We start from the raw sequence: 19,232 nt of genomic DNA, 5'->3' as shown, positions 1-19,232 counted from the left end.
GGTGGCCCGTCCACCCTCATTCCTGTGCTTGTCACAGGAATCCAGCGACCTGACGTCTGTCAGGTCAGATGAAGTCTTTTCAGCCCAAAGGCTTGGGCTGACTGGATCCCTGTCACATCCTCGGCGCTTGTTCCGGGGAACAGGGATTAAGACAGTGGGGATGGCGTCGATCCGGCCTGCTTGTCGTGTACGTTGTCGATGGATTCTTGGTGAAATGGGGCGGGCATGGCAAAGACACTCGGACCGGTCAAACGCAAATTCAGCCCGTGGGACAACCCCGATGCGGTGCCCTTCATCCGCTTTGAAAACGTCACCAAACGTTTCGGCGATTTTGTCGCCGTCAACAATCTGACACTCGATATTTACGAGCGTGAGTTCTTTTCACTGCTCGGTCCGTCGGGCTGCGGCAAGACCACGCTGATGCGCATGTTGGCCGGTTTCGAGGAGCCGACCGAGGGCCGCATCCTGCTGCAGGGCAAGGATATTTCCGGCGTGCCGCCCTATAAGCGCCCCACCAACATGATGTTCCAGTCCTACGCGCTTTTCCCGCATATGTCGGTGGAAAAGAACGTTGCTTTCGGCCTGGAGCAGGACGGTCTGCCAAAGGCTGACATTGCCGCCCGCGTCGAAGAAATGTTGCGCCTCGTCAAGCTCACGGAATTCGCCAGGCGCAAGCCGAGCCAGCTTTCCGGTGGTCAGCGGCAGCGCGTGGCGCTTGCCCGTTCGCTCGCCAAGCGGCCGAAGGTGTTGCTGCTGGACGAACCGCTGGGCGCGCTCGACAAGAAGCTGCGCGAGGAAACGCAATTCGAACTGATGGACATCCAGACCAATCTCGGTCTCACCTTCCTCATCGTCACCCACGATCAGGAAGAGGCGATGACTGTGTCGGACCGCATCGCCGTCATGGACAAGGGCATCGTCGTGCAGGTGGCGACACCCGCCGAGATTTATGAGGCGCCGAACAGCCGCTATGTGGCTGACTTCATCGGCGACATCAATATTTTCGACGCCAGGGTCGTCGCCAATGCCTCCGATATCGGCAAGCCCGGTCTGGTGACTTTGGATTGCGACGGGCTGAAGGTGGCGGTGGAGCAGGAATGCGCCGCGGCGACCGGCAGCCAGGTAGCTTACGCCATCCGTCCGGAAAAGGTTCGCATCTCGCTCGACCAGCCCGCCGACAGCAGCGTCAATTCCGCCTATGGCGAGGTCTGGGATATCGGTTATCTCGGTGACTTCTCGGTCTTCATCGTCAAGCTCGCCGATGGCCGCGTCATTCGTGCAGCGCAGGCGAATGTCTCGCGTCTCGTGGATCGCCCGATCACCTTCGGCGATATGGTGTGGCTGAACTGGAAGCCGGATTCCGGTCTTGTCCTGACGCGCTGAGGGAGGCTTCGATGGCGATCACCACTCCCGAAAACCGGCAAAGCCCCTGGCGCTGGCTGGTCGTCGCGGTGCCCTATTTCTGGCTGCTGCTGTTTTTCGCAGCACCGTTCTTCATTATCTTTAAAATCTCGCTGTCGGATACGGCGATTTCCATGCCGCCCTATACGCCGGTCTTCGAAGGCTTTTCGAAGCTCGGCGCGTTCTTCTCGCAGCTGGATTTCGAGAATTACCTGTTCCTGACTGAAGACCCGCTCTATATAGACGCCTATCTCTCGTCGCTGCGCATCGCCTTCATCTCCACTTTCCTGCTTCTTTTGATCGGTTATCCCATGGCGCTCGCCATGGCGCGCGCGCCGTCTTCCATTCGTCCGACGCTGGTGATGCTGGTGATCCTGCCGTTCTGGACCTCGTTCCTGATCCGCGTTTACGCCTGGATCGGCATTCTGAAGCCGGAAGGCCTGCTGACGGTGCTGTTCCAGTCGATCGGTCTTCTGGGGCCTGACCAGCAGGTCAATATCTTCCGCACCGAGACGGCGATCTTCATCGGCATCGTTTATTCCTATTTGCCCTTCATGGTGCTGCCGCTTTATTCGGCGCTGGAAAAGCTCGACAATACGCTTCTGGAGGCGGCCGCCGATCTCGGCTGCCCGCCATGGAAGGCCTTCTGGAAGATCACCTTTCCGCTGTCGCTGCCGGGCGTCGTCGCTGGCTCGATGATCTGCTTCATCCCGATAACAGGCGAATTTGTCATTCCCGACCTGCTCGGCGGCGCGCAGACGCTGATGATCGGCAAGACGCTCTGGACGGAATTCTTCGGAAATCGCGACTGGCCTTTGGCATCCGCCGTCGCCGTGCTGCTTCTGCTGCTGCTGGTGGTGCCCATCGCCATCTTCCAGAACCAGCAGAAGAAGGTGGGGTGAGGCCATGAAGCGCGGAAAATTCGACATCACCGTCCTCACCCTCGGTTTCGCCTTTCTTTATATCCCGATCATCATCCTGATCGTTTATTCCTTCAATGCCTCCAAATTGGTGACGGTCTGGGGCGGCTTCTCGCTGCAATGGTATCGCTCCATGTGGTCGAACCAGGGGCTGATGGATGCCGCCTGGGTAACGTTGCGCGTCGGCATCCTCAGCGCCACCATCGGCACCATCCTCGGAACGCTGGCGGCGTTGTCGCTAACGCGGTTCGCGCGGTTTCCGGGCCGGGTGCTGTTCTCAGGCATGATCTATGCGCCGCTCGTCATGCCGGAAGTGATCACCGGCCTGTCGCTGCTGCTTTTGTTTGTCGCTGTCGGGGTGGACCGTGGTTTCTGGACGGTGGTCATCGCCCACACAACCTTCACCATGTGTTATGTGGCGATCGTCGTGCAGTCGCGCCTGCTCACCTTCGACCGCAGTCTTGAGGAGGCTGCACTCGATCTCGGCTGCCCACCGGTGAAGACCTTCTTCCGAATTACCCTGCCGTTGATCTTCCCCGCCGTCATCGCTGGCTGGATGTTGGCGTTTACGCTGTCGCTCGACGATCTGGTGATCGCCAGCTTCGCCACCGGCCCCGGCGCAACCACGCTGCCGATCAAGATTTACTCGCAGGTGCGTCTCGGTGTGACGCCGGAAATCAATGCCATCTGCACGATCCTCATCGGCCTTGTGACGATCGGCGTCATCGTTACCTCCATCACATCCAAACGCACCGAGCTGCAGCGGATGCGGGACGAACATGCCGCCGCCCGCAACTGATTATCGGCTCCGCTTCGATTTCCTCACGTTACTGTTGAAATCGCAATAAAATTAGAAACTTGTAATTTAGTTTTGGGACTCTACGGTCTCAAAATAGGAATTATCGTCGGTAATTGCTCGATTTTGGTTTTAACCGCTTGTTAATAGGAGTTGGCGGAAAGTAAACCTAACGCAGGGTTGTCAAATTTCTGACGGCCGGGATTGATAATTTCCATATGGCGAGGTTGTCCCCCTTTCTCTCGTTAAAAAAGCACAACTAATACAGGCGGCCGAAAGGCCGCCTTTCTTTTTGCCGCGACACCGGGCGCGGCTTAGCGGTTTTCCGGATGATCCATCGATCTGGAGACGAGAAGCACGGGAATAAGCCCGGCAATGATGATGATGATCGCCGGTACGGCCGCATCCTGCACCCGTGAGCGCGATGCATCCTCATAAACCAGCGTCGCCAGCGTGTTGAAGCCGAAAGGCCGGAGCAGGATGGTGGCCGGCAGTTCCTTCATGGATTCGATCAATACGAGGAGAAAAGCGGTCAGCGCCGCGGGCCGCATATTGGGCAACAGCACCTTGAACAGCGTCTGTGCCCGGTTGCGCCCAAGCGTGCGCGAGGCCATGTCGATATGCGGCGAAAGCTTCTGGAAACCGGCATCGAGCGTGCCCTCCGCCATGGTCATGAAGCGCACGGCATGGGCGTAGATGATGGCGAAGGCGGTGCCGGAGAGCAGCAGCCCGGTGGAAAAACCGAAATGTGCGCGGATGAAGCCATCGACGCCATTGTCGAGGCTGGCCAGCGGAATGAGCACGCCGATGGCGAGCACGGTTCCCGGTACGCCATATCCCATGGAGCCGAAGCGGGCGGCCACCTTGGAGGTGCGCGAGCGCTCGGTGCGGATGGCATAGGAGAACACGAAAGCGGCAATCAGCGTTACGAAGGCGGCGGAAAGCGAGACTTCGAGGCTGTGTCCGAGTGCTTTCAGAAGCTTCGGCGCAAACAGCGCATCGAGCCTCCTTACGGCGTAACCGCCCAGCACGATGACGGGAATGAAAAATCCGCTCGCGATAGGAACGAGGCAGAACAGGCTGGCGCACCAGCGCCGCCGGCCGTTGAGCGCCTTCAACCGGTGGCGCTGCGCCATGCTTGTCGCTTTCGGCGCGCCGAAGCGCTGTTTTTCCCGGGCATTGCGTTCCATGACGATCAGCGCACCGACGATGACGAGGATGACGGCGGCGATCTGCGTCGCATTGGCGAGATTGCCGCGATTGAGCCAGGTCTCATAAATGGTGAAGGTCAGCGTCTGGACGCCGAGATATTCGACGGCGCCGATATCGTTCAGCGTCTCCATCAGGACCAGCGACAGGCCGATGGCGATGGCCGGCCGCGCCATCGGCAATTGCACGGAGAAGAACACATTCAGCGGTTTTGCGCCGAGCGTGCGGGCCGCTTCAGCGGCAAACCGCCCCTGCATGGAAAAGGCGGCCCGGGCCGAGAGATAGACGTAAGGATAAAGTACCGAACTCAGAACGATAACGGCGCCGCCAAGCGAGCGTATGTCCGGAAACCAGTAATCGCGGATGCTGTGATAACCGAAAGCGGCGCGCAACGCGCTCTGCACCGGGCCGGTAAAGTCGAGAAATTCGCCGAACGCGTAGGCGGCGAGATAGGAGGGGATGGCGAGCGGCAGCACAAGTGCCGCAGACAATAGCCGCCGCAGCGGAAATTCGAATGTCGTCACAAGCCAGGCGCAGACGATCCCGAAAAACGCCGTCATCGCGGCCGTCATCCCCAACAGCAGGAAGGTGCGAAACCCGGCGCGCGGCAGGACATTGGCGAGAAGATGCTGCCATCCCTCCGTGCTGCCCGTCAGCGCCAGCCAGAAAATTGCCAGAATGGGCATGGCGGCAATGGCCGCGACGATGACCGCCGTGATGGGCAAGAGCGAAACGCGTTTTGACGCGGGAAGAGAAACCATCATGTGCATGCGAGCCTGCTGTCTTGCAAAAGCCTCAACGCGTTACGCATCCCTCGAGACAGTATAGAACGCAACGATTTTTTGTGCTGCCGCATCCACATTTCCCTCATTCCTGTGCTTGTCACAGGAATCCAGCCGACGCGCGTCTGCGCGGCGAGAGATTCGTTTCAGCCCAAGGACTTGGGCTGGCTAGATTCCTGTGACAAGCACAGGAATGAGGGAAGAGACGATAGCGTCCTCAACCGTTTGCTTCACGCTCTCGCATTGCTACGCCCGCATGGCCTCAGTTGGCAAGAACCCGCTGCGACGGAAAGGTGATTTCCACCAGCGTGCCTTCATTCGGCGTGGAGGTGATGGAGAAATTCGCGCGGTTGGCGTCCACCATGGCTTTCGTCAGCGGCAGGCCGAGCCCGGTGCCGTCGCCGCGCACACGCTTTGTCGAGGAGGCCACCTGCCGGAACGGTTTCATCGCCTGTTCCAGTTCCGCCCGCGTCATGCCGATGCCGGTGTCGCGGATGCGCAACGATACGCTGCCATTGGCCTCATAGGCCGTGGACACCACGATCTGGCCGCCGGACGGCGTGAAGCGGATGGCGTTCGACAGGATGTTCAGCACGATCTGCTTGATCGAGCGCAGGTCGGCGACGATCTGCGGCACGGATTGCGCAAGCGCGGTGCGGATGATGACGCGCTGGTTGTTGGCCTGCGGCTGCACCAGCGAGACCGCCTCGGCCACCGTTTCATTGAGCGGCACGGCGACGAAATCCACATCCATCTGCCCGGCCTCGATCTTGGAGATATCGAGCAGATCATTGACGATGTCGAGCACATGCCGGCCGGAACGGCCGATATCATTGGCATATTCGACATAACGCGGATGGCCGATCGGTCCGAAACGTTCGGTCGCCATCATGTCGGCAAAGCCGATAATGGCATTGAGCGGTGTGCGGATTTCGTGGCTGACGCGCGCCAGGAAATCGGTCTTGTGGGCATTGGCGGTTTCCGCCGCGCGCTTGGCGTTGCGCAGTTCTTCTTCCGTGCGCTTCCACTGGGTAATGTCACGGATCACGGCGCAATAGCCATGCGAGGATTTAAGCCGGCCGATGGTCATGAACAGCGGCAGGAAGCCGCCGGACGCCTCACGGCCGATCACTTCGCGGCCGTCATTCAGCACGCTCGCGACACCGTTATTGGCAAGGCCGGAAAGATAGTCCAGCACGGCGCGCTGGCTCTCATGGGCAAAAAGGGTGACGAAAGGCTTGCCGGCAATTTCACCATTGTCATAGTTGAACAGCGCGCTGGCGGAACGGTTGAGCGAGCGGATTTCGCCTTCGTCTCCCAGAAGCACCACGCCATCGGTGGCCGTTTCCAGAATGGAATGCAGTTCTTCCACTTCGCCCTGCAACAGGGAGAGGCTGCCCGCTTCCGCATTTTCGGCATCGCCGGCAGCGATATTTTCGTTGGCGGCCGCAACCGGCGTCTGTTTTTCCTCAAGCGGCACCAGCGACAGCATCAGCGCCTTGGTTTCTTCCCAGCGGATGGATTGCAGCCGCGCCTTGACGGGGATGATGTCGTTTTCGGCGCTGACGACCACCATGCCACCTTCGTTGTCCGGCATCTCCTCCAGTTCCTGCCGCTGCAGCAGCGCTTCCAGACCGCCAACTTCTTCGAGTTCGGCGAGAGAGCCATAACCCGTCAATCGCAGGAAATCCGGATTGGCGTGGATCAGCCTGTCGCCGGCATGCACCAGAAGCGCCACGGGCATCTGGTCCAGCGTTTCGGCGGTCAAGGCATTTGCCGGGCGAACGGACGGGCTGACCGTGGCGGCGGCAATATCGGCAGCCGGCCGCTCGTCCGCCGCAGCCTCCTGCTTTTCGTCTGAGCCGCTTTCTTCCGCCGGTGCGCGAATGGCCGCAGGCTGCTCACCACGAACATAGTCGGCGAAAAGATCGTCTTCTTCCACCGGTTCGGCCGTCTTGTCGTCGTTTTCCGTTTCGGCGGGTACGCTTTCGGAAGCATCCGGCTGTATGTCCTGCACGGCCGGCTCGGTGGAGATGGCTTCCGCATCCGTTTCCCGGGTTTCTTCGGAAGCGGCATCTGCGGGCGCCAGGGCCCGGCCGATTTCGCGGAAGGCGGCCTGCTCGCCCGCGGTTAGCCCCTCGCGGGAGCGCGAGCGGCGCTCCTCCAGATGGACGACCTTGTCGGAATAGGCTGGCTCCAGCGCGGGCGCCACAACCGGCGCTTCGAATTCCGGCGGCGTATAATCATGGTGCTGGTCTTCGGCCGAAACCACGTCCGATGCATCATCTGCGACATCGGCGTCCGTTGCCGGGACCTCATCGTCGCCGATGGAACCGGAAGCTTCTCCTGCCTCGTCATCCTCATCGATAAAGGCCAGCAATTCGTGGCTTTCATCCTCGATCGCGGGTTGCGGCAAAGCGTCTGCCGGATTGGCCTGCTCATCGTCGAGGAATGTCAGGCCGGTGGCATGCGGATCTTCGGCGGCATCGGCCAGCCGCACGATGCCGAAACCGCGGAAACCGTCGAATTCGCGGGAGCGCGTATAGGTGGGCAGGGCGGCAAGATCGATCGGCACCATCAGCGATGTGCCTTCCACCGGCCAGTAGATCGTCTTGCCCGACCAGGTGTCGCGACGGCCGAGAAGCTCACGGATCTTGCCGTCGGGATCGAGATTGAACAGGGCCGCGACATCGGCAAAGCCCATGCCTTCCACCGCGGCTGCCTTGGCGCCGACGGCTTCCGCAAATTCATGCGAGATCGAGCTGAAGCGTCCCTCCGCATCGATTTTCCAGACGAAACGGGAAGCGCGCGCACCGGCATTGAAAACAAAAGGCTGCGCCTCTGCGCCAGCGCCGATGTCCGTCTCCTCGGTCTCCGTCTCCGCCGTTATCTCGTCATCCGCCGCAGGAGCGGCCTCTGACGGCGGGGTTTCGACGATTTCATCGTCCGCGACTGCGATTTCTTCGGCCTGAGCTTCTGCGCCAGGGGCATCGGCGGTTGCCCGCTCGGTCAAGGGAGCCTTTGCTTCATCCTCATCGAGTTCGAAAAGATCGGCGATGTCGTCGGTCATCGCCACATGTGCAGCCACATCGGCATCCTGCGCGGAAAGCTCCACCGGGGTCTCGGCGCTGTCTTCCGGCGAGGGCAGAAGGCCGGCTTCGTTCTGTTCGGCTGCCACGTCTTCTTCTGGATCGGACGGCAGTTCCTGCGGTTCCTCGACCTCCTCGATGTCAACAACGGCATCCAGCACGGCATCGAAGGCGGCAGCCGTTGCAACAACAGGCGCGGTCTCCGCAACCGGCAGGACGGGCTCGGCGGCGGCTGGCGTTTCCTGCGGCTTGTCTTCGGCAAAACCATTGACCGGGTCGAGTGTACCCAGCGCGGTTTCGACCACGAACATCAGGTTCAGTTCAGGCGATGCCGCGATCTGGCCGGTGGCGGCGGGCAGATAACCCTTGCCGGTCGGCACCGGCCGTTTGACGAGATGGCCGGACTGGCCGGCTGCCATTTTCACCAGCGTCCGCGCCGTGTGCGGCGTAATGCCGAGCGAGGAAAAGCCGGGCGAGGCGGCGATGATCTCGTTTTCGCCGTTCATAACCGCCATGTGAATATCGGGGTCGTCAAAACCTTCGATCATGCGCCGGGCGCATTCGGCCGTGTCGGGTGCGGTCTGGTCGGTGAGGGCGGAAAACAGGATGGCTGGCTGGCCGGGCTCGGCCTCGATGATTTCCGCGCGCGCGGTAACGGCCAGGCTACGGAAACCCGATGTGATGCGGATGGTAAACGGCAGGCTGTCGCCCGCTTTGGAAAGCCGCGCCGCCGTGGCCGCCAGTTGCCGGAAGGTCACGTCCTGCGGTTTCGGGCCCTGTTCCAGAAAATCATAGACCATCGGCGTGCCGAACAGCGCCGCACCCCGGCCATTGGCCCAAAGAGCGTTTTTAAGGTCGAGCGAGAACAGCGCCATGGCCTCACCGCGCCCGAAACCTTCACGCACCCGTTCATGCACTGCGATATCGATAAAGGGATACTGGACGGCGGGCATGTCGAAACCTATTCTGGCACTACCGGACCTTGCGGGCTTTCGGCTTCCTCATGAAGCGCAAAACGTAAACCCGCCAGGCATCACGTTAACAGAATTTTAAATAACTTCACAGCGCGGCCGGGTCCACCGCCCGGTGGATGAATCGCCAAATAGAGTTAACATCAACAGGCCCATTCCTGCTTCCCGTTCCCGGTCGGCCTGTCGAAAAGCACTTGCCTTTCTCAGCCTTTTTTCGCAAAATTCGAAGAGGCACTTGCAAATGGGGAAAACACCTTTTATGTCACCCCCCGTGATGCCGCTTCGGCGTTTCATGTGCGGTTGTAGCTCAGTTGGTTAGAGCGCAGGTTTGTGGCACCTGAGGTCGGTGGTTCGACCCCACTCAACCGTACCATTCCCCTCTCCCGATAAGTCTATAGGTCACAAGGACTTACCGGGAGAGGGGAATATTTTCTCTCCAGCCTGATCTGTTCATGCCTGTGGGGTCGTCCCCGCGCTGCGCACGCCCGTTCCCGATTTGCGAAAATCCTCAAAATCATCGCCTTGTCCATGGTGGTCTCCACGCAACCCTGGTGATGCATGAGCCTTTGCCACACGCCGCCCGGCAAAAACCATTTGGCTAAAATCGCTTGCGCTGGTATTGTCCGCCCAACGAAACCTTATGAAAGCCAGCAGCATAGCGTCTACGCTTGTGCGCGGCGAAATGGACAAGACAGTGATCGACCCCGGAAACGGCCCAAAGCCGTCGGAACAAGGGGCGTCGGTGGCGAACAAAGGGAAAGCGAAGCGATCCCGTCGTGGCAAGAAACACAAGCGTGACGGTCAGCCCCGTGACGCTGCTGTGCTGTCGCATGATGTTGCCGCGGATGTTCCGGCCGGTTCCTCCTATGTATCGGCTCTCGAGCCGGATGCCGAGCCGCGCAAGAGAAAGCGCCGCCGGCGCTCTCGCGGCAAGGGCACGTCTCAGCAGGCTGCCCCATCCTCCACCGTGCAGGCCCAGGCTCCAGCCGCAACCGATGTGGCCAATCCTTCCTCCGTGCCGCCGGGCGGCGGGCGAAAGTCGCGCCACCGCAAGCGTGGGCACCGCGATCCGCGCAGCCGTGATCCACAGGGCCGTCCGCTGGTTCCCACCCATGCGCCGAAACATGTCGGCAAGCAGAATGGCCGCGCCAACGGGGCCGGGCAGGAACCGCACCGGCAATCCGAAATCTCCGCCCGCCACGCCGGCCGCCAGCATGAGCAAAGCCAGGAGCCGCCGGCCGATATGTATGCGGCGCTCGATCTCGGCACCAATAATTGCCGCCTGCTGATCGCGCAGCCGACGCGGCCCGGTCAGTTCCGGGTTGTCGATGCCTTTTCGCGCATCGTCAGGCTGGGCGAGGGGCTGGTATCCAGCGGCCGCCTTTCCGATGATGCGATGGACCGCGCCGTCGAAGCGCTCAAGGTCTGCTCGGCGAAACTCTCCGGCCGTCCGATAAGGCGCATGCGGCTCATCGCCACCGAGGCCTGCCGCGCAGCGTCAAATGGCGAGGAGTTTCTGGCGCGTGTCACGCGGGAAACCGGGCTGAAGCTTGAAATCATCAGCCGCGAAACGGAAGCCCGCCTTGCGGTCTCGGGCTGCGCCTCTCTCGTCGGTCGCGAAGCCCGCTCCGTCGTGCTGTTCGATATCGGCGGCGGATCGTCGGAAATCGCGGTCATCAAGGTCGGCGAAAACCGCTCGAACCGGCTTGCCAATCACATCACCCACTGGACCTCGCTGCCGGTCGGCGTCGTCACGCTTTCGGAACGTCATGGCGGCCGCGATGTGACGCCGGATGTCTTTGCCGCCATGGTGCGGGAGGTCGAAGGGCTGCTCGATGCCTTCCATTGCCCGCCTCTGGCGCCGCAAACCCATCACGAGGATTTTCATCTGATCGGAACTTCGGGCACGGTGACGACACTCGCGGGTGTTCACCTTGATCTGCCGCGATATGATCGCCGCAAGGTGGATGGCCTGTGGCTGTCGGACGCCGAGGTGACGGCAATGCAGGACAAGCTTCTGGCCTGGGATTTCGCGGGCCGCGCCGCAAATGCCTGCATCGGGCCTGACAGGGCCGATCTGGTTCTGGCCGGCTGCGCCATTCTCGAGGCCATTCGCCGCCGCTGGCCGGCGCGCCGCATGCGGGTGGCCGATCGTGGCCTGCGCGAAGGGCTGCTGACGGATATGATGGCGGATGATGGCGCATGGCGGCGCAACCGGATAAGGCGCATGCAAATGGCAAGGCAGGACAGGACGGAAGGTTTGACATGAGCAAGGCGCCGACAAGCAACAACCGCACCGGCCGCAAGATCGGCCAGAAGGTCAAGAAGACCAAACTCAAAGCCTCCTCGCGCCGCTGGCTGGAGCGTCATATCAATGACCCCTATGTGCAGCGCGCGAAGCTTGAAGGCTATCGCGCCCGCGCCGCCTTCAAGCTGCTGGAAATCAACGACAAGCACCAGATTTTGAAAGGTGCGACCCGCATCATCGACCTTGGCGCCGCACCCGGAAGCTGGTCGCAGATCGCCTCCAAGGTGACGGATTCAACGGAAGACGACATTCGCGTCGCCGCCATCGATTTCCTCGAGATCGATCCCATTCCCGGCGTGAAAATCCTGCAGCTCGACTTCCTTGATCCGAGCGCGCCGGAAAAGCTGATGGAGGCCGTCGGCGGCACGCCCGATCTGGTGCTGTCGGACATGGCTGCGCCGACCACCGGCCACCAGAAGACCGACCATATCCGCACCATGCATCTGTGCGAAGTCGCGGCCGATTTCGCCGTTCAGGTTCTGGCGGAAGGCGGCCATTTCCTTGCCAAGACCTTCCAGGGCGGCACGGAAAAGCAGCTGCTCGACATGCTGAAGAAGAACTTCAAGCAGGTTCTGCACATCAAGCCGGCGTCCTCGCGCTCGGAATCGGTGGAAATGTTCCTGCTTGCCAAGCACTTCAAGGGCCGCAAGAGCGAACCGCACGCCGATGCGGAAGCCGAAGAGGCTTCCGAAGACTGATCACTCCGCCGGTTGCGAGACCTTGCCGCGGTGGCCGGAGACGGCCGCCCCCGCATTGCTGTCCATGCGGATGATCGGCACGATGGCGAACAGCGACACCAGTGCCACGATGGTGAAGGCGATGTGGAAATCGGCAAGCTGCAGATGCGTGCCCGACATCATGCTGCTGACTTCCAGAATGGAAGCGGCGAAGGCAACGCCGAGCGCCAGGCTGATCTGCTGCAGCACGGATGACATCGAGGTCGCCTGGCTGGCCTGGCTGTCCTCTATATCGGAATAGCTGAGCGCGTTCGATCCGGTAAAGAAGAAGGACCGTGCAAATCCCGCCGTGACGAGGAAGATCATGATCAGCGGATAGGGCGTTTCCGGCGTGAAGAAGCTGTTGGCGAGCGTCGTGCAGGCGCCGACAATGCCGGCCCCGATCAGCGTCGAGCGGAAACCGGTCGCCGCGAACACCCGCTTGGCCATGAATTTTGTGGTGATCGCCCCGATTGCGCCGGCAAAGGTGATCATGCCCGACTGGAACGGGTTGAGCCCGAAACCGATCTGCAGCATCAGCGGCATCAGGAAGGGTATGGCGCCGGTGGAAATGCGGAAAACGGTGCCGCCGACGGAGGCCGCCCGGAAGGTCGCGTTCTGGAAAATCCGGAAATCCAGAATGGGTGCGGGGTGGCGTGCGGCGTGGCGCAGATAAAGAAAACCGCAGATGAAACCGATGATGGTCGAGGCGATGCCGATGGCGGGCGGCAGCGCGGGCAGGCTGACCACCGAAAGGCCGAACACCACGCCGGAGGCGGCGATGCCCGACAGCACAAACCCCTTGCCGTCCATCGGCGGCGGGTTGGTGGTTTCGATTTCCGGCAGGAAGATCGTCGAGAGCCAGATGCCGATGATACCGATCGGCACGTTGATCAGGAAAATCCAGTGCCATGAAAAATAGGTGGTGATGAAGCCGCCGATGGGCGGGCCGGTCAGCGGTCCCACCAGCCCCGGTATCGTCAGCAGCGCCATGGCGGAGACGAGTTCGCTGCGCTTGGTCGTGCGCAAAAGCACGAGGCGGCCGACGGGCGTCATCATTGCTCCGCCCATGCCCTGCAGGAAACGCGAAAGCACGAATTCGAACACCGAAGAGGAAACCGCGCAGCAGATCGAGCCCACCACGAAAACGGCGATGGCGAAACGGAAGATTTTCTTCGCGCCATATTTGTCGGCCATCCAGCCGCTGATGGGAATGAAGATCGCCAGCGCCACCATATAGGCGGTCAGTGCGAGCTTGAGCGTGATCGGGCCGACATGGAGGTCGGCGGCAATCGCCGGAAGCGAGGTTGCGATGACTGTGGAGTCCATCTGCTCCATGAAGAGAGCGACTGCCAGGATGAGGGGAATGATGCGGTTCATGAGGCTGCCTGCGGCTTTCCGCTGCGACAAGGGATATCGCCGTTCCTCCTACGCCTGATAGGCGGGCTTGCCAACACGTTAATTATCAATTTCTCAAGTTCCGATCAAACCTGCGTGAGGCCGGTTTTCTTGCAACTTTATCGCTCTATTGTCCGTTGGCTTGGTTCAGTTGGCGATCACGGCCAGTTGGCGATATCGGGAGAAAGAGAATGACCCAATCCTTGAGCATGAGCAGACGCGGCCTCATCGGTGCGGCCGGCGCAACCGTTCTCGGCGCGCCGCTGTTGATGGTGCGCAGCGCAGACGCCCAGACCAGCCAGCCGCAGACCTCCATGGAGATAAAACACGCCATGCCGCCTGAAACCAACCGCTTCAAGCTCGGCAACTTCGAGGTGCTCGTCGTCAAGGACGGCTCGCGCGCCGCACCCAATCCGGGAGAGACCTTCGGCACGGACCAGTCGGCCGAGACCGTAGGCAAATTGCTGGAAGACAATTTTCTGCCGAAGGATCAGTTCGTAAACTCTTTCTCGCCGGTTCTCGTCAATACCGGCTCCGATCTCGTACTGTTCGATACGGGTTTCGGCGAGGGCGGCCGCGGCGCCGGCAATGGCCGCCTGACCGAAGGCATGGCTGCGGCCGGTTATACGCCGGAAGACGTGACCGTGGTGGTGCTCACCCATATGCATGGCGACCATATTGGCGGGCTGATGGAGAAGGGCGCTCCGGCCTTTTCGAAGGCGCGTTATGTGTTCGGCCAGGCGGAATATGATTTCTGGACGGATGAAAAGCGCGTCGGCACGCCGGCCGAAGGCGGTCACAAGGGCGTTCTCGCCAACGTCAAGCCGCTGGCGGAAAAGGCGACCTTCATCGGCGATGGCGCCAGTGTCGTTTCCGGGATTACCAGCGTGGCGGCTTTCGGCCATTCTCCGGGCCACATGATTTTCCGTGTCGAATCGGAAGGCAAACAGCTGATCCTGACGGCGGATACGGCCAACCATTTCGTCCTTTCCCTGCAGAAGCCAGACTGGGAAGTAAAGTTCGACATGGACAAGGCGGCCGCCGCCGCGACCCGCAAGAAGGTCTATGACATGATCGCCACCGACCGTTTGCCTTTCCTCGGATATCACATGCCTTTCCCGGCGGTTGGTTATGCGGAAAAGCTGGATACGGGTTACCGTTTCGTGCCGAAATCCTACCAGTTCGACATCTGATATCTGCTGCAACGCAGCAACAGAGGAAACCCCGGAAGGTTATTCCGGGTTTTTTCTATTCCCTTCCTGTCATGAACGTGTTACCAGCCCTCGCCAACTTCCAAGCAATCCTTGCAGGGCGCCGGGGTGAACTTTTCGTTCCGGAACGGCCACGCATTTTCAGTATGAAGGAATTTGGTCATGGCACGCATCATTCAAACACCCACTGGTTTGGACGCTCTCACATTTGACGATGTGTTGCTGCAACCCGGACATTCCGAAGTCATGCCGGGACAGACGAATATCGCCACCCGCATTGCCCGCGATATCGATCTCAACCTTCCGATCCTTTCTTCCGCAATGGATACGGTCACCGAAGGCCGCCTCGCCATCGCCATGGCCCAGGCCGGTGGTATCGGCGTCATCCACCGCAATCTCACCCCCATCGAACAGGCCGAAGAAGTGCGGCAGGTGAAGAAGTTCGAAAGCGGCATGGTCGTCAACCCGGTCACCATCGGCCCGGATGCGACGCTTGCCGAAGCACAGGCCTTGATGAAGGCGCACGGCATTTCCGGTATTCCGGTCGTTGAAAACGGCGGTTCCGGCGGCCACAAGAACGGCCGCCTCGTCGGCATTCTGACCAACCGCGATGTGCGTTTTGCCTCCGATCCGCAGCAGAAGATCTACGAACTGATGACCCGCGAAAATCTGGTCACGGTCAAGGAAAGCAGCGTCGACCAGCAGGAAGCCCGCCGCCTGCTGCACAAGCACCGCATTGAAAAGCTGCTGGTGGTGGATGCCAAGGGCAATTGCGTCGGCCTCATCACCGTCAAGGATATTGAGAAGTCGCAGCTCAACCCCAATGCCACCAAGGATGCGCAGGGCCGTCTTCGCGCCGCCGCCGCCATCAGCGTTGGTGCAGATGCCATCGAGCGCGCCGAGCGCCTTATCGATGCCGGCGTCGACCTTCTGGTCGTCGATACCGCGCACGGCCATTCGCAGCGCGTGCTGGATGCCGTCTCTCAAGTGAAGAAGATGTCGAACTCGGTTCGCATCATCGCCGGCAATGTCGCCACCGCTGACGGCACCAAGGCGCTGATCGATGCCGGCGCCGATGGCGTCAAGGTCGGCATCGGCCCCGGCTCCATCTGCACCACCCGCATCGTCGCCGGTGTCGGCGTTCCGCAGCTCGCGGCCATCATGTCGTCGGTTGAAGTCGCCAATGCCGCTGATATCCCCGTCATCGCCGATGGCGGCATCAAGTTTTCGGGCGATCTGGCCAAGGCAATCGCCGCCGGCGCTTCCGCCGTCATGATCGGCTCGCTGCTTGCCGGCACGGATGAAAGCCCGGGCGAAGTGTTCCTGTATCAGGGCCGTTCCTTCAAGGCCTATCGCGGCATGGGCTCTGTCGGTGCCATGGCCCGCGGTTCGGCAGACCGTTATTTCCAGGCGGAAGTGCGCGATACGCTGAAGCTCGTGCCTGAGGGTATCGAAGGTCAGGTACCCTACAAGGGACCGGTTTCCGGCGTTCTGCATCAGCTCGCCGGCGGCCTGAAGGCCGCCATGGGTTATGTCGGCGGCAGCAACATCAAGGAATTCCAGGAGCGCGCCACCTTCGTTCGCATCTCCAGCGCCGGCCTGCGTGAAAGCCACGCCCATGACGTGACGATCACCCGCGAAAGCCCGAACTACCCCGGCGCGGTTTGATCTTTCGAGGTGAATCCGTAAAAGGATACCGAGTATTTGGCGCTCCCCGATTCATGCCGGATCGGGGAGCGTTTTCATGATTGGAGAAGAAAGCATGTCACCCACGACCGCAATGTTCTGGCCGATGATCGCCCATGTCTTTCTGGTCTTGTGCCTTTACGGGCTTCTGATCGTCCGGCGTAACAAATACACCTTCAAGGATCGCGAATCGGCGATCAAGCTGCGCGACCGGGGCGAGGAGGCGCGCGAAAGCCATCTGGTGAACCGCAACATCGCCAACCAGTTCGAATTGCCGGTGCTGTTTCACATCGCCTGCCTGCTGCTCTACATCACGGATGCGGACAATATCGTCACCGTTGTTCTGGCATGGCTGTTCGTGCTCTCGCGTTATGCCCATTCCTATGTCCACGTCACCAGCAACCGCCTGCGCCAGCGTGGCGCATTGTTCGGCATCGGCTTCGCACTGGTCGTCTGCCTGTGGGCATGGCTCGCCATATGGTTGGCGCTGGAATAAATCAGCACCGTGAGGTTGCCTCATAAGTGAGACAATCCCGCCTCGCAAAATGCTTCGATTTGCGATGGGTCAATTCCATGACGCCCCATCCCCGTTAATCTCTGCCTCGCCGTCGAGGATTTCAGGCGAGCAGAGATTAGGGAGCATGTCATGGCTAAGACAATGAAGGCAGCCGTCGTCCGCGCGTTTGGAAAACCGCTGACCATCGAGGAAGTGGCGATACCGGATCCCGGCCCCGGTGAAATTCTCATCAACTACAAGGCGACGGGCATTTGCCACACCGACCTGCACGCCGCAACGGGTGATTGGCCGGTCAAGCCCAACCCGCCCTTCATCCCCGGCCACGAAGGCGTCGGTTATGTCGCCAAGATCGGTGCCGGCGTCACCGGCATCAAGGAAGGCGACCGCGCCGGCACGCCCTGGCTCTATACCGCCTGCGGATGCTGCATCCCCTGCCGCACCGGCTGGGAAACGCTGTGCCCGAGCCAGAAGAATTCCGGCTATTCCGTCAATGGCAGCTTTGCCGAATACGGCCTCGCCGATCCGAAATTCGTCGGCCGCCTGCCTGACAATCTCGACTTCGGCCCCGCCGCACCCGTGCTTTGCGCCGGTGTCACGGTCTATAAGGGCTTGAAGGAAACCGAAGTCAGGCCCGGTGAGTGGGTGGTCATTTCAGGCATTGGCGGGCTTGGCCACATGGCCGTGCAATATGCCAAGGCCATGGGCATGCATGTCGTTGCCGCCGATATTTTCGACGACAAGCTGGCGCTCGCCAAAAAACTCGGGGCCGATGTCACCGTCAATGGCCGCGCGCCTGACGCGGTGGAGCAGGTGCAGAAGGCGACCGGCGGCGTCCATGGCGCGCTGGTGACGGCGGTGTCGCCCAAGGCCATGGAGCAGGCTTACGGCTTCCTGCGCTCCAAGGGCACCATGGCGCTTGTCGGCCTGCCGCCGGGCTTCATCTCCATTCCGGTGTTCGACACGGTGCTGAAGCGCATCACGGTGCGCGGCTCCATCGTCGGCACGCGGCAGGATCTGGAGGAGGCGCTGACCTTTGCCGGTGAAGGCAAGGTGGCCGCCCACTTCTCCTGGGACAAGCTCGAAAACATCAACGATATCTTCCACCGCATGGAAGAGGGCAAGATCGACGGCCGTATCGTCGTGGACCTCGCCGCCTGATTGGAAAACCCGGTTTGCGGCGCTCACGCAAATGTGTGACGCCGCTTGCCCCCGCCTCATTCCCCGCCCTGCGATCTGCGCTATCCTTCCGCATCCGCGCGTTCAAGGAGGATAAAGCGATGGACAAGCCCAAGATCACGCAGGCCATGATCGACGCTTACGATGAATATACCCATCTCAGCCTCGACCGCCGTAAATTCATGGAAAAACTCACCGTGCTGGCTGGGTCGGGTGCGGCTGCTGCGGCCATCGCCCCGCTTCTTTCCGCCAATAGCGCCCGTGCGGCCGTCATCGCGGCCGATGACGACAGGGTCGTCGCCGAGGAGGTCACTTATCCCGCCCCCGGTGGCGAGATGAAGGGTTACCTCGTTACGCCGAAATCGGCCTCCGGCCCCATCGGCTCGGTCATCGTCATCCACGAGAACCGCGGTCTGAACGACCATATCCGTGATGTGGCGAGACGTGTTGCGCTTGCCGGTTTCCGGGCGCTTGCAGTCGATTTCCTCTCGCCGCAGGGCGGTACGCCCGCCGATGAGGAAAAGGCGCGGCAGATGTTCAGTGGTCTCGACATGGATGCGACCGTCGCCAATGCCGAAGCGGGCCGGGTATGGCTTGCCGCAAGGCAGGGGGCGAATGGCAAGGTCGGTGCAGTCGGTTTCTGCTGGGGCGGCGGGCTGGTCAACCGTTTCGCCACCAAATCGGCTGGCCTGAATGCCGGCGTCGCCTATTACGGCCAGCAGGCCCCGGCGGCCGATGTGCCCGCCATCAAGGCGCCGCTGCTTTTGCATTATGCGGGTCTCGACGAGCGCATCAATGCCGGTATCGATGCCTATAAAAAGGCGCTGGAGGAAAACGGCAAGACCTTTGAAATCTTCGTCTATGACGGCGTCAACCACGCCTTCAACAATGACACGTCCTCGGCGCGTTACGACAAGGCGGCCGCTGATCTCGCCTGGGGACGGACAACGGATTTCTTCCGGAAATATCTGGCATAGCCCGTCATATTCGGTCTGTTATGGTGCAGCCTTTCGGAAGACTGGAAGGCTGCAGCATGGACCCACGCAGGCTTT

At 60.9% G+C, this 19,232-nt stretch carries 13 protein-coding genes and 1 tRNA gene; 11 read left to right on the top strand and 3 right to left on the bottom strand.

The annotated features are described in order from the left end of the window. The first annotated feature begins 225 nt into the window (after positions 1-225). The 3 genes from AC5YUO_RS04835 to AC5YUO_RS04825 are packed head-to-tail and all read left to right on the top strand — an operon-like array spanning position 226 to position 3,120. Positions 226-1,383: an ABC transporter ATP-binding protein gene (locus AC5YUO_RS04835; RefSeq protein ID WP_400818264.1), complete on the top strand. Its 1,158-nt coding sequence runs from the start codon at positions 226-228 to the stop codon at positions 1,381-1,383. An 11-nt stretch (positions 1,384-1,394) separates the two neighbouring features. Continuing rightward, entirely contained in the window at positions 1,395-2,303 is a 909-nt protein-coding gene (locus AC5YUO_RS04830) for an ABC transporter permease subunit (RefSeq protein WP_496154447.1), read from the top strand. Between the two features lie 4 nt (positions 2,304-2,307). Then, entirely contained in the window at positions 2,308-3,120 is an 813-nt protein-coding gene (locus AC5YUO_RS04825) for an ABC transporter permease (RefSeq protein ID WP_046800630.1), read from the top strand. A gap of 311 nt (positions 3,121-3,431) precedes the next feature. Here the strand turns inward: AC5YUO_RS04825 and AC5YUO_RS04820 are convergent, their stop codons facing one another. Both AC5YUO_RS04820 and AC5YUO_RS04815 read right to left on the bottom strand, forming a co-directional pair. Further along, positions 3,432-5,096 (bottom strand): ABC transporter permease, encoded by a 1,665-nt coding sequence (locus AC5YUO_RS04820; RefSeq protein ID WP_496154446.1) that lies wholly within the window; start codon positions 5,094-5,096, stop codon positions 3,432-3,434. A 274-nt stretch (positions 5,097-5,370) separates the two neighbouring features. Beyond that, on the bottom strand, positions 5,371-9,150 hold the full coding sequence (locus AC5YUO_RS04815) for an ATP-binding protein (RefSeq protein WP_496154445.1): 3,780 nt from the start codon (positions 9,148-9,150) through the stop codon (positions 5,371-5,373). 314 nt (positions 9,151-9,464) lie between these two features. On the opposite strand from AC5YUO_RS04815, the gene AC5YUO_RS04810 reads away from it, so the two are divergent. From AC5YUO_RS04810 to AC5YUO_RS04800, 3 genes are all read left to right on the top strand, one after another. Beyond that, positions 9,465-9,541, top strand: a tRNA-His gene (locus AC5YUO_RS04810). A 267-nt stretch (positions 9,542-9,808) separates the two neighbouring features. Then, positions 9,809-11,437, top strand: a complete 1,629-nt coding sequence (locus AC5YUO_RS04805) for a Ppx/GppA phosphatase family protein (RefSeq protein WP_496154444.1) — start codon at positions 9,809-9,811, stop codon at positions 11,435-11,437. Continuing rightward, positions 11,434-12,174, top strand: a complete 741-nt coding sequence (locus tag AC5YUO_RS04800) for an RlmE family RNA methyltransferase (protein WP_496154443.1) — start codon at positions 11,434-11,436, stop codon at positions 12,172-12,174. Before AC5YUO_RS04805 ends, AC5YUO_RS04800 begins: the two co-directional genes overlap by 4 nt. Here the strand turns inward: AC5YUO_RS04800 and AC5YUO_RS04795 are convergent, their stop codons facing one another. After that, positions 12,175-13,572, bottom strand: a complete 1,398-nt coding sequence (locus tag AC5YUO_RS04795; protein ID WP_496154442.1) for an MDR family MFS transporter — start codon at positions 13,570-13,572, stop codon at positions 12,175-12,177. It lies immediately after the preceding gene. Between the two features lie 209 nt (positions 13,573-13,781). On the opposite strand from AC5YUO_RS04795, the gene AC5YUO_RS04790 reads away from it, so the two are divergent. From AC5YUO_RS04790 to AC5YUO_RS04770, 5 genes are all read left to right on the top strand, one after another. Continuing rightward, the gene (locus tag AC5YUO_RS04790; protein WP_496154441.1) at positions 13,782-14,783 is read left to right on the top strand and encodes an MBL fold metallo-hydrolase; all 1,002 of its coding nucleotides are present in this window, start codon (positions 13,782-13,784) and stop codon (positions 14,781-14,783) included. Between the two features lie 180 nt (positions 14,784-14,963). After that, positions 14,964-16,469 (top strand): IMP dehydrogenase, encoded by a 1,506-nt coding sequence (guaB, locus tag AC5YUO_RS04785; protein ID WP_065654415.1) that lies wholly within the window; start codon positions 14,964-14,966, stop codon positions 16,467-16,469. A gap of 112 nt (positions 16,470-16,581) precedes the next feature. Then, a complete protein-coding gene (locus AC5YUO_RS04780; RefSeq protein ID WP_496154808.1) occupies positions 16,582-16,983 on the top strand; it encodes an MAPEG family protein in 402 nt (133 codons plus the stop codon). A 150-nt stretch (positions 16,984-17,133) separates the two neighbouring features. After that, on the top strand, positions 17,134-18,162 hold the full coding sequence (gene adhP / locus AC5YUO_RS04775) for an alcohol dehydrogenase AdhP (protein ID WP_004432721.1): 1,029 nt from the start codon (positions 17,134-17,136) through the stop codon (positions 18,160-18,162). A 119-nt stretch (positions 18,163-18,281) separates the two neighbouring features. Continuing rightward, complete coding sequence (locus tag AC5YUO_RS04770; protein ID WP_496154440.1) at positions 18,282-19,157, top strand: dienelactone hydrolase family protein; 876 nt, start codon at positions 18,282-18,284, stop codon at positions 19,155-19,157. The last annotated feature ends 75 nt before the right edge of the window (positions 19,158-19,232 follow it).

The organism is Agrobacterium sp. LEGMi-208b (genome assembly GCF_059511785.1).
Note: the sequence above shows the minus strand (reverse complement) of the source record. Positions and strands in the feature narration are given on the sequence as shown.